Here is an 11,102-nt window from a genome sequence, read left to right as displayed (position 1 = left end):
GCAAAACCCTGTGGGAGCGGGCTTGCCCGCGAAAGGGCCGGTTCTGGCGGCGAATTTACAACTGACCGCCACAAATCCGTGCAATCGATACCAATCAAATTCCTGCATCGCCCGATTTTGGTGCTGTACTGCCTCCAGTAACCGGAGAAAGCGCCAGTGCTGCTGGATGGCATAAGTCTTGCGCGCTTTCGAATACGCTTAAGGCTCGCAGGAGGCACGCCGTGTCGATTCATGTCGCATTGCATCACGTCACGCATTACCGCTACGACCGCGCCGTCGAGCTCGGTCCGCAGATCGTTCGCCTGCGCCCGGCCGCCCATAGCCGCACGCGGATACTGTCGTATGCGCTGAAAGTCTCGCCCGAGCAGCATTTCATCAACTGGCAACAAGACCCGCAGGGTAATTACCTGGCGCGGTTGGTGTTCCCGGAGAAAACCGATGAGTTGCGGATCGAAGTCGATCTGTTGGCGGAGATGGCGGTATTCAATCCCTTCGATTTTTTCCTTGAGCCCTACGCGGAAAAAATTCCATTCAGCTATGCCGCCGACGAGCGCAAGGAACTGGCGCCGTACCTGGAAACCTTGCCGCTGACGCCGAAGTTCAAGGCGTATCTTGAAGGCATCGATCGCACGCCATTGCCCAGCGTCGATTTCCTCGTCGCGCTCAACCAGCGCCTTAGCGAAGACATCGATTACCTGATTCGCATGGAGCCAGGCGTACAAACGCCTGAGCACACCCTCGTACAGGCCTCCGGTTCGTGCCGCGATTCTGCATGGCTGCTGGTGCAATTGCTGCGTCACCTGGGGCTTGCCGCACGTTTCGTCTCCGGCTACTTGATCCAGCTGACCGCCGACGTGAAAAGCCTCGACGGTCCTTCAGGTACCGACGTTGATTTCACCGATTTGCACGCCTGGTGCGAAGTCTATTTGCCCGGCGCTGGCTGGATCGGCCTGGACGCGACCTCCGGACTATTTGCCGGCGAAGGACACATTCCGCTGGCCTGTAGCCCGGATCCGTCCTCTGCGGCGCCGATTACCGGTTTGGTGGAACCCTGCGAGTGCGAATTCAGTCATGAAATGTCCGTGGAGCGAATTTGGGAGGCGCCACGGGTTACCAAGCCTTACACCGACGATCAATGGCTGGCGATTCAGGCCTTGGGCCGACAGATCGATGCCGACCTGCTCGAAGGCGATGTGCGCCTGACGATGGGCGGTGAGCCGACCTTCGTATCCATCGATGACCCCGATGGCGCCGAGTGGAATACCGCTGCGCTGGGGACGGACAAGCGTCGCCTGTCAGCCGAGCTGTTCCAGCGCATGCGCAAGCACTACGCACCGCAGGGGCTGGTGCATTTTGGCCAGGGCAAGTGGTATCCGGGCGAGCAGTTGCCGCGTTGGTCGCTCAATTGCTACTGGCGTCGTGACGGGGTGCCGATCTGGCACAACAGCGCACTGATTGCCGACGAGCAGCAGGATTACGGCGCCAATGGTGAGCTGGCCGGACGTTTTCTGGCGAGCGTTGCCGAGCGGCTGAATATTCCGACACGCTTTGTGTTTGCGGCCTACGAAGACAATTTCTATTACCTCTGGCGCGAAGGCACGCTGCCGCAAAACGTCAGCGCCGAAGACTCGCGTCTCGAGGAACCGTTGGAGCGTGCGCGTCTTCGCAAAGTCTTCAGCCAGGGCCTGGACAAGGTGATTGGTCAGGTCCTGCCGTTGGCGCGCACGGCCAAGGGCGATCAATGGCAGAGCGGTCGCTGGTACCTGCGCGATGAACATTGCCGCCTGGTGCCGGGAGACTCACCGCTGGGGTATCGCTTGCCTTTGGGTTCGCAGCCTTGGGTCAAGGCGGCGGAATATCCGTTCATCCATCCCAACGATCCTAACCAGGACTTCCCGCCGCTGCCCGATACTGCGCAACTACAGAGTCAGGGCGCGGCGGCGGAAATTGAGGATCGAGCACCGAACATTGATGAATCCGCCGACTGGCTGACCCGCACCGCATTTTGTGCGGAGGCGCGGGAAGGCCGTTTGTACCTGTTCATGCCGCCACTGGAGCGAGTCGAAGATTATCTGGCACTGGTGTCGGCCATCGAGGCCACCGCCGAAGAGTTGCAATGCCCGGTACTGCTGGAAGGCTATGAGCCGCCGAGCGATCCGCGACTGAGTAACTTCCGTATCACACCTGATCCGGGTGTCATCGAGGTCAACGTGCAACCGTCCGCGAGTTGGGACGAATTGGTCGAACGCACCGAATTTCTTTACGAAGAAGCGCGCCAGACCCGACTGACCACCGAGAAATTCCTGATCGATGGTCGGCACACCGGTACTGGTGGCGGTAACCATTTCGTACTCGGTGGTGCGACGCCGGCTGACTCACCTTTTCTGCGCCGTCCTGACTTGCTGCGCAGCCTGATCAGTTACTGGCATAACCATCCGTCATTGTCCTATCTGTTTTCCGGGTTGTTCATCGGCCCGACTTCGCAGGCACCACGTGTCGATGAAGCTCGAAACGACGCGCTGTACGAACTGGAAATCGCCTTCGCCCAGATGCCCGCGCCGGGCGAGGAATGCGCGCCGTGGCTGGTTGACCGATTGCTGCGCAACTTGCTGATCGATGTCACCGGCAACACCCATCGCGCCGAGTTCTGTATCGACAAACTCTATTCCCCGGACGGTGCCACAGGGCGGCTTGGATTGCTGGAGTTGCGGGCGTTTGAAATGCCGCCTCACGCGCGGATGAGTCTGGCTCAGCAGTTACTGTTACGGGCGCTGGTCGCTCGCTTCTGGCGCGAGCCCTACGCACCGCCGAAGCTGGCGCGGTGGGGCACTGAACTGCATGATCGTTACCTGCTGCCGCACTTCATCGAACAGGATTTCGCCGATGTCATCGACGATCTCAACGACGCCGGATATCCGGTGCAGGCCCAGTGGTTTGCTGCGCATCTGGAGTTTCGTTTTCCCAAGGTCGGCGATTACGCGGTCAACGGCATTGCGTTGGAGTTGCGCCAGGCACTCGAACCCTGGCACGTACTGGGCGAGGAGGGCGCGGTCGGTGGCACGGTACGTTATGTCGACTCGTCCCTCGAACGCATGCAGGTCAAGCTCAGCGGTTTGCCGCCGAGTCGTTATCTGCTGACCTGCAACGGCATTGCGGTGCCATTGCAGCCGACCGGGCGGGTCGGCGAGTTTGTCGCCGGAGTGCGTTTCCGTGCGTGGCAACCGGCCAACTGCCTGCAGCCGACCATCCCGGTCCACGCGCCACTGGTGTTCGACTTGGTCGATACCTGGATGGGACGTTCGCTGGGTGGCTGCCAGTATCACGTGGCGCATCCGGGCGGGCGTAACTACGAGACCTTGCCGGTGAACGCCAATGAAGCGGAAAGCAGGCGTTTGGCGCGTTTCTTCCGTATCGGACACACGCCAGGGAAAATTCCTGTCCCCATTCTGGAAATTAACGACGAGCTACCCATGACTCTCGATTTACGACGCTTCTAAACCGTACGCGACGCTCGGATTTTTCGTATATCCGGGCGTCATGAGCCTGCGTTAGTCTGACCGTTCCCTGCTGTCTGCCGAGCTTTCCATGCCTGACCTGCTAGACCGCTACCCGCTGACGGCGGGCACCTATCACGAACTGCTCGACGACAGTGGCGCCGTGCGCGCGCACTGGCGTCGACTGTTCGATCAATTGCAGCGCAGCACGCCCGCGCAACTGGTGCAGCGTCAGGCACTGCTGACGCGGCAGATTCAGGAAAACGGCGTCACCTACAACGTTTACGCCGACCCCAAGGGCGCCGACCGGCCCTGGGAACTGGATCTGCTACCCCATGTGATTGCCGCGGATGAGTGGGAACAGTTATCGGCCGGAATTGCCCAGCGTGCGCGATTGCTCAATGCCGTGCTGGCTGATCTTTATGGTCCGCAGCGCCTGATCGCCGAAGGCCTGCTGCCGGCTGAATTGGTGTTCGGCCACAACAACTTCCTTTGGCCCTGTCAGGGTATCAACCCGCCTGACGGGGCTTTTCTGCATCTGTATGCCGTGGATCTTGCGCGCACCCCCGATGGACGCTGGTGGGTGACGGCCGATCGTACTCAGGCACCGTCTGGTGCGGGCTACGCATTGGAAAACCGCACGATTGTGTCCCGAGCCTTTCCCGAGTTGTACCGCGACCTGAAGGTGCAGCATCTGGCCGGTTTCTTCCGTACCCTCCAGGAAACCCTGGCACGACAGGCACCGAGCGATGGGGAAGTGCCATTGGTGGTGTTGCTGACACCGGGGCGTTTCAACGAAAGCTATTTCGAACATCTATACCTGGCGCGTCAGCTGGGTTATCCGTTGGTGGAGGGCGGCGACCTGACGGTGCGTGATGCGACGGTCTACCTGAAGACCCTGAGTGGTCTGCGCCGGGTCCACGCGGTCATGCGCCGGCTCGACGATGATTTCTGTGACCCGCTGGAGCTACGCACCGATTCGGCCCTTGGTGTGCCGGGCTTGCTTGAGGCGGTGCGACAGGGACGGGTGATGGTGGCCAATGCCCTGGGCAGTGGCGTGCTGGAATCGCCGGGGTTGTTGGGGTTCCTGCCGAAGATCAATCAGTTCCTGTTTGGCGAAGACCTGATCCTGCCGTCCATTGCTACCTGGTGGTGTGGTGAGGCTCCGGTGCTGGCCCAAGCCCTGGAAAAACTTCCGGAGCTGCTGATCAAGCCGGCGTTCCCGTCCCAGAGTTTCGCCCCCGTATTTGGTCGGGATTTGAGTGAAATACAGCGTCGGGAGCTTGCCGAGCGCATGCAGGCACGACCTTACGCCTATGTCGCGCAAGAGCTGGCGCAGCTGTCCCAAGCGCCGATCTGGCAGGCCGAGGGCGGGCAGTTACAACCCCGGGCCATCGGCATGCGCGTGTATGCGGTGGCCAGCCGCGATGGCTATCGGGTGCTTCCCGGCGGTTTGACCCGCGTGGCCGCTGAGGCTGACGCTGAAGTGGTGTCGATGCAGCGAGGTGGTGCCAGCAAGGACACCTGGGTGCTGGGCGATCGCCAGCCCGGTGGTGAGCAATGGAAAGCCCAGCGCAATATCGGCGTGCACGATCTGGTTCGGCGTGATCCGTATCTGCCATCGCGGGTGGTGGAGAACCTCTTCTGGTTCGGTCGTTACTGCGAGCGCTGCGATGACAGCGCCCGGTTGCTGCGGATCATGCTGGCACGTTACATCGATGGCGATGACCCGCAGGCCCTGCAGGCGGCAGTCGATCTCGCTGAACGGCTGATGCTGCTGCCCGAAGAGGGTGAGCTGCCGGAACGGCTGCTGGCGGCGATACTCGGTGATGACTGGCCATTCAGCCTGCGTTCCAACCTGCAACGCCTGCAGTGGGCGGCCTCCCAGGTGCGCGGAAAACTTTCGCGGGAAAACTGGCAAGCACTGGTGGAGTTGCAGCGCGAAGCCATCGAACTGGAAACCGATGAACCGGACTTTGGTGAGCTGCTGGATTTTCTCAACCGACTGGTGATGTCCCTGGCGGCGTTGTCCGGTTTTGCCCTGGACGACATGACTCGGGATGAAGGCTGGCGATTCCTGATGATCGGCCGACGAATCGAGCGCCTGCAATTTCTCAGTGGCAGCCTGGCGGCGTTCTTGCGAGGTGCCGGGGCTTTCGATCAGGCGGGGCTGGAGTGGCTGCTGGAGCTGGGCAATAGCAGTATCACCTACCGCTCCCGGTATCTGGCGGTGGCGCAATTGATCCCGGTGCTCGACCTTTTGTTGCTCGATGAGCAGAACCCTCATGCTGTACTTTTCCAGTTGAAACTGGTGACCCGCACGATTAAACGATTGAACGATGACTTTGGGGGGCCTCGCGAAGCAGGACTGCCGCAGTTGGTCGAGCGATTGGCTTGCTTTGATCTGGGTTGCCTGGAAAACCCATTGTTCGGTGAAACCAGCGTACGCGCGGCGCTCGAAGGATTGGCCGATTTGCTGCAAGCAATCGCCGATGCCAGCGGGCAAGTGTCCGATCGCCTGGCCCTGCGCCATTTCGCCCATGTCGATGATGTCAGCCAGCGCACGGTGTCCGTCTGATGAGCGCTCATTACCAGATTTACCACGACACCCATTATCACTACGACAGCCCGGTGTCCCTGGCCCAGCAACTGGCTCATTTGTGGCCGAGGGCCTGTGCGTGGCAGCGTTGTACTGATCAGCAATTACAGATCAGCCCGGACCCGACTTCGCGCCGTGATGAACTTGATGTATTTGGCAATCCGTTGACTCGGCTGGCGTTCGAGCGTCCCCATGATGAGTTGCTGGTCAACGCCAGCCTCACCGTTGAAGTGCTGCCTCGACCCTTGCTGGACTTCAATCTGTCTCCGGCATGGGAAGACACCCGCAGCGCGCTGACCTACAGCAGCCAGCCACTGTCGCCAGAGTTGCTTGAAGCATGCCGCTATCGGTTCGAATCACCCTATGTGCATTTGAAGCGCAACTTCGTCGAGTTCTCCGAGAGCTGCTTTCCTGCGGGGCGCCCCTTGCTGCTGGGTGTCCAGGCACTGATGGAGAAAATCTTTAGGGAATTCACCTTCGACGCCGAAGCGACCCAGGTGGCGACGCCATTGGTGGAGGTGCTGGAACGTCGGCGTGGGGTTTGTCAGGACTTCGCCCACTTGATGCTCGCTTGCGTACGCTCCCGAGGCCTGGCTGCCCGTTACATCAGCGGCTACCTGCTGACCCAGCCACCACCCGGCCAGCCCCGATTGATCGGTGCCGATGCATCCCATGCCTGGGTCTCGGTGTATTGCCCGGTGTCGGGTTGGGTCGATTTCGATCCGACAAACAACGTGCAACCTGCGCTGGAGCACATCACGTTGGCGTGGGGTCGGGATTTCTCTGATGTATCACCGCTGCGTGGGGTGATTCTGGGAGGCGGCAACCATGACCCGGAAGTTCGGGTCACCGTGATGCCACTGGAGTAGCCACTCCCCCTTGTAGGAGCTGCCGAAGGCTGCGATCTTTTGATCTTGATCTTTTTCAGGCCATTGAAAGGCACGATCAAAAGATCGCAGCCTTTGGCAGCTCCTACAGGGTCAGCAGCGAAGCTGCCAACCCCGGTCACAGATCCGGTAGGCCCGATCAGATCATCCGGCCCGGTGGGTCTCAGGCCTCAGGCGCCTGATCTTTCGGTGCATCAACATCATCTTCTGCCGCAACTTCACCATCAGGGTTCAGTGCCGCGTCTTCAGCCATCGCTTTCTTGCGCTGAAGTTTTTCCTCTTTCTTCTGCTCCTTGGCCAAGTCACGCTGACGTTTGGCGAAGGAATAATTAGGTTTAGCCATGGGCGATCCTCTGGGGTCGAAGGTGAGGTTGAGCGGCGCGTATTCTGCCCTGTATCGTGCAAAGTCGTTAGTCGGGTTTTTGCTCGACCCACTTCGGTAATACGGTCGGCTTCCAGCTATCGAGATCGTCGAGCAGCGTTTGTGGCGATTCGCTCACCTGCAGCATGTCACGGTGAGCTTCGCGAACGAAGCCTTCGCCGACGATGTGATCAAGAAAACCGGTGAGTTTGCTGTAGAAACCGTTCACTTCCAGCAAGCCCAGCGGTTTGCCGTGGTAACCCAGTTGGCCCCAGGTCCAGACTTCGAACAGTTCTTCGAGCGTACCCAGGCCGCCGGGCAGGGCAATGAAGGCATCGCTGAGTTCAGCCATCCGCGCCTTTCGCGCATGCATGCCGTCGACCACTTCAAGACGAGTCAGGCCTTTGTGACCAATTTCCTTGTCCATCAGGCTTTGCGGGATGATGCCGATCACTTCTCCTCCGGCCGCCAGGGCCGCATCGGCAACGATGCCCATCAAGCCCACGGCACCGCCACCATAGACCAAGGTGAGCTTGCGCTCGGCCAAGGCTTGGCCCAAGGCAACAGCCGCTTCACGATAAGCCGGATTGGTACCAGTGCTGGCACCGCAAAATACACATACGGATGTTAAAGACATGCCTTACTCCATGGTCGATCAGGGCCACAGAGTAAAGGCAGGCGTGCGATGCTCCAAGGGCTAAACTTCCTGCCTGGACGTTTCACAGGTACCGCTGGCGCCGCAGGCATAGGCGGCGAGCAAGCTGCTAAAAAAGCTGTTGAAGGACATGACAGACACTCCGTTGAATGATGACGGTCTGATCATATGGCCGGGCTAGACGCTTGGCTGGTAGATTCTTTCGATGGGTGTCATAGCGCTAAAGTTGTATACAATTTTTGATTCAAATCATATGAACTTGCGAAGTTTTCAGGCAGTCTTCTGTCCATTCGCATCTTTCCTTAACCCTGCCTTGGAGATTCACCATGTTTGCCAAACTTGTTGCGGTATCCCTGTTGACACTGGCCAGCAGCCAATTGATGGCTGCCGAGTGCAAAGTCACCGTTGACTCCACAGACCAAATGTCTTTCGACACGAAGGCCATTGAAATCGACAAGAGCTGCAAAACATTCACTGTCGAGCTGACTCACTCCGGCAGCTTGCCGAAGACTGTCATGGGCCATAACTGGGTGCTGAGCAAGGAAGCAGACATGCAGCCGATCGCTACTGATGGCCTGAGCGCTGGTATTGACAAGAACTACCTGAAGGAAGGCGATGCCCGCATCATCGCTCACACCAAGATCATCGGCGCCAAGGAAACCGACTCGGTGACCTTCGACGTTTCCAAGCTTGATGCCAATGAAAAATACGGCTTCTTCTGCTCGTTCCCGGGCCACATCTCGATGATGAAAGGCACGGTTACCCTGAAGTAATCGAATCGCTCATAAAAAAAGCGCCTTCACAGGCGCTTTTTTGCTTCGTGTAGGAGCTGCCGAAGGCTGCGATCTTTTGATCTTTTAATGTCAAAGATCGCAGCCTCGTTTCACTCGACAGCTCCTACAAAGGCCAAAGCCTCAAGGCGCAAACGGCATCACACGCTTGTGATGGGTCTTGTTGTACGTATCGCAAATGATCTTGAACGCTTCCTCACGCACTGGTTGGCCATGCAGAAAGGCGTCGATTTCGGCGTAGGTCACGCCGTGGGAGGCTTCGTCGGGCTTGCCTGGCGAAAGGTCTTCCAGGTCGGCGGTCGGGATTTTTTCCACCAGTGATTCTGGCGCACCGAAACTACGGGCAATCGCACGAACCTGGTTTTTCACCAGGCCACTGAGCGGCGCCAGGTCGCAGGCACCATCACCGAACTTGGTGAAGAAACCCATCACGGCTTCCGCGGCATGGTCCGTGCCGATGACCAGACCCTGCGCCGCGCCGGCGATGGTGTACTGGGCGACCATGCGCATCCGTGCCTTGGTATTGCCGAGCACAAAATCCACTGAGACCGCATGCTTGCCTTCGAATGCCGCCACTTCATTGGCCAGGGCTTTGACCGCTGGGCCGATGTTCACGGTATGGCGTTCATCCGGCTTGATGAAATCCACGCAGGCCTGGGCATCGTGTTCATCAAATTGGGTCTGGTAGGGCAGGCGCACGGCGATGAACTTGTAGCTGTCGTCCCCGGTGCGCTGACGCAGTTCGCGCATTGCTCGCTGGGCCAACAGGCCCGCCGTCAGGGAGTCGACGCCGCCACTGATGCCCAGCACCAGCGTCTTGAGCCCGGAATTGACCAGGCAATCCTGAATGAAACTGATGCGCCGGGCGACTTCTGTCTCGAGGGCGGCATCGTCGGCGAACGGCGGTTGAACCTTGAGCTGCTCAGCAATATCACGCTGTACGGCTTGCATGAATTCACTCCTTGCTAGATAGACTGGATGAGGCAGGAACCTGGAAAACGTGTCGCAAATAGGCGACGAAATTCGGGTCTTTGCAGTGAGTCTTGCCTGGCTCGTCGGAGATCTTTGCCACCGGCTGGCCGTTGCAGGCAGTCATTTTAAGCACGATGCTCATCGGATCTACACCTGGAATGTCACAGGTCAGGTTGGTGCCGATGCCGAAGCTGACATTTATCCGACCCCGCAACGCGCGAAATATATCCAAGGCTTTTGGTAGCGTCAGACTGTCGGAGAAGGTCAGCGTCTTGCTCATCGGGTCGATGCCGAGCTTGTGATAGTGCGCGATGGCCTTTTCCGCCCACAGCACCGGATCGCCGGAATCGTGGCGCAAACCGTCGAAGAGCTTGGCGAAAAACAGGTCGAAGTCGCCCAGGAACGCGTCGCTGGTGATGCAATCGGTCAGGGCGATTCCCAGCAGGCCACGGTATTCCCGGACCCAGCAATCGAGGGCGGCAATCTGGCTGTCGATCAGCCGTGGGCCGAGCTGCTGGTGAGCCATGATCCATTCGTGGGCCATGGTGCCCAGCGGTTTCATGTCCAGTTCCCGGGACAGGTGCACGTTACTGGTGCCCACGAAACGCCCGGGGAAATCGTGTTTGAGCACGTTCACCACCTCTTCCTGCACGCGATAAGAGAAGCGACGGCGGGTGCCGAAATCGGCGACCTGCAATTCGGACAACTCATCGGCACTGGCGTTGGCGCTCAGCCAGTCGAACTTGTGGTAGAGCTGCTCACGGGCCTGTTCCAGGACGACATCGCTGTGGCGACAGCGGTTACGTACTTCGCTGACCATGGCCAGGATCGGCACTTCAAACAGGATCACATGCAGCCACGGGCCACGCAGGCGGATGAACAGCTCGCCATTTTCGACGCCGGTATGGATGTAGCGCAGGTTGAAACGAAACAGCCCCAGAAAGCGCAGGAAGTCCGGTTTCAGGAAGGAGATGCGCTCGAGGAAACTCAGTTGGTCGGCACTCAGACTCAACTCGGCCAGACGCTCGATCTGCAAGCGAATTTCCTGAAGATACGGACGCAAATCCTCACTGTTACGGCAACGAAACTCCCATTCGACTTCTACGTTCGGGTAGTTGTGCAGCACCGCCTGCATCATCGTCAGTTTGTAGAAGTCGGTGTCGAGCAGGTTCTGCACGATACGATCGGCAAATACACTCTCGCTCATAAAGGGGGTCTCCAGCGTTCAATAGAGATAGTGGCGCATATCGGTACCGGGAAATGCCAGCAATTTTTCAGATTGGTAGAGATCCCTGTGGGAGCGGGCTTGCCCGCGAAGGCGTCATCTCAGCCGACATTGATAT

Annotated in this window: 8 protein-coding genes; 4 read left to right on the top strand and 4 right to left on the bottom strand. The window is 59.0% G+C overall.

Going from position 1 to position 11,102, the window contains the following annotated elements:
- Positions 1 to 221: 221 nt before the first annotated feature.
- From ACRESJ_RS26945 to ACRESJ_RS26935, 3 genes are all read left to right on the top strand, one after another.
- Positions 222 to 3,497: a DUF2126 domain-containing protein gene (locus ACRESJ_RS26945; RefSeq protein ID WP_431760574.1), complete on the top strand. Its 3,276-nt coding sequence runs from the start codon at positions 222 to 224 to the stop codon at positions 3,495 to 3,497.
- 88 nt (positions 3,498 to 3,585) lie between these two features.
- The gene (locus ACRESJ_RS26940) at positions 3,586 to 6,072 is read left to right on the top strand and encodes a circularly permuted type 2 ATP-grasp protein (protein ID WP_431760573.1); all 2,487 of its coding nucleotides are present in this window, start codon (positions 3,586 to 3,588) and stop codon (positions 6,070 to 6,072) included.
- The gene (locus ACRESJ_RS26935; RefSeq protein WP_431760572.1) at positions 6,072 to 6,962 is read left to right on the top strand and encodes a transglutaminase family protein; all 891 of its coding nucleotides are present in this window, start codon (positions 6,072 to 6,074) and stop codon (positions 6,960 to 6,962) included. The genes ACRESJ_RS26940 and ACRESJ_RS26935 overlap by 1 nt, the downstream gene beginning before the upstream one ends.
- A gap of 181 nt (positions 6,963 to 7,143) precedes the next feature.
- Here ACRESJ_RS26935 and ACRESJ_RS26930 read toward each other — a convergent pair whose 3' ends face one another.
- Positions 7,144 to 7,323 carry a hypothetical protein gene (locus ACRESJ_RS26930; RefSeq protein WP_431760571.1) on the bottom strand — a complete coding sequence of 60 codons (180 nt, stop codon included), beginning with the start codon at positions 7,321 to 7,323 and terminating at the stop codon, positions 7,144 to 7,146.
- Positions 7,324 to 7,390: 67 nt separating this feature from the next.
- A complete protein-coding gene (locus ACRESJ_RS26925) occupies positions 7,391 to 7,978 on the bottom strand; it encodes a TIGR00730 family Rossman fold protein (protein ID WP_431760570.1) in 588 nt (195 codons plus the stop codon).
- 344 nt (positions 7,979 to 8,322) lie between these two features.
- On the opposite strand from ACRESJ_RS26925, the gene azu reads away from it, so the two are divergent.
- Positions 8,323 to 8,769 carry an azurin gene (gene azu / locus ACRESJ_RS26920; RefSeq protein ID WP_431760569.1) on the top strand — a complete coding sequence of 149 codons (447 nt, stop codon included), beginning with the start codon at positions 8,323 to 8,325 and terminating at the stop codon, positions 8,767 to 8,769.
- Between the two features lie 141 nt (positions 8,770 to 8,910).
- Here the strand turns inward: azu and nadE are convergent, their stop codons facing one another.
- Positions 8,911 to 9,738 carry an ammonia-dependent NAD(+) synthetase gene (gene nadE, locus ACRESJ_RS26915; RefSeq protein WP_431760568.1) on the bottom strand — a complete coding sequence of 276 codons (828 nt, stop codon included), beginning with the start codon at positions 9,736 to 9,738 and terminating at the stop codon, positions 8,911 to 8,913.
- Positions 9,739 to 9,742: 4 nt separating this feature from the next.
- A complete protein-coding gene (gene pncB / locus ACRESJ_RS26910; RefSeq protein WP_431760567.1) occupies positions 9,743 to 10,966 on the bottom strand; it encodes a nicotinate phosphoribosyltransferase in 1,224 nt (407 codons plus the stop codon).
- Positions 10,967 to 11,102 lie beyond the last annotated feature (136 nt).

It is taken from the genome of Pseudomonas sp. (assembly GCF_050739655.1).
Lineage (GTDB): Bacteria > Pseudomonadota > Gammaproteobacteria > Pseudomonadales > Pseudomonadaceae > Aquipseudomonas.
The sequence above is the reverse complement of the archived record's forward strand: the minus strand, read 5'-3'. Positions and strand labels throughout refer to the sequence as shown.